This window comes from Prochlorococcus marinus (genome assembly GCF_001180245.1).
GTDB lineage: Bacteria > Cyanobacteriota > Cyanobacteriia > PCC-6307 > Cyanobiaceae > Prochlorococcus_A > Prochlorococcus_A marinus_F.
This window is the reverse complement of sequence record NZ_CVSV01000123.1, coordinates 1-364: the sequence shown is the minus strand read 5'-3', so window position 1 is coordinate 364 and position 364 is coordinate 1. Positions and strand designations below refer to the sequence as shown.

The 364-nt window shown below is 31.9% G+C and carries 1 protein-coding gene; it reads left to right on the top strand.

What is annotated here, in order from left to right:
- Nucleotides 1-334: leucine-rich repeat domain-containing protein (locus AMO19_RS05110; protein ID WP_146255934.1), on the top strand; the 334-nt coding region annotated here is incomplete at its 5' end.
- Between the last annotated feature and the right edge of the window lie 30 nt (nucleotides 335-364).

Here is a 364-nt window from a genome sequence, read left to right as displayed (position 1 = left end):
AGTTAGTTATATTAGCGACCGAGCATTTTTAGGCTGCAACAATTTAACTAGCATAACATTACCAGATGAACTAAACTCAATTGGAAATGCGGTATTTGCTTATTGCTCAAACTTACAAACTATTAGTTTTCCAGATAGCCTAACCTCAATTGGAGATGATATATTTATTGGAACTAGCATCACAAGTATAGATATTTCTACAAATGTAACTTATATTGGCTACAATTCATTTGTCGATGAATTCACAATTAATTATGCTGGAACTCAAACTCAATGGGATGAGAATGAATTAGAAACAAATATTTCAGGTAATTTTATAGTCATAGTACTTTAGAGCTATAGCATTCCCTTAAAACCTCCTTGC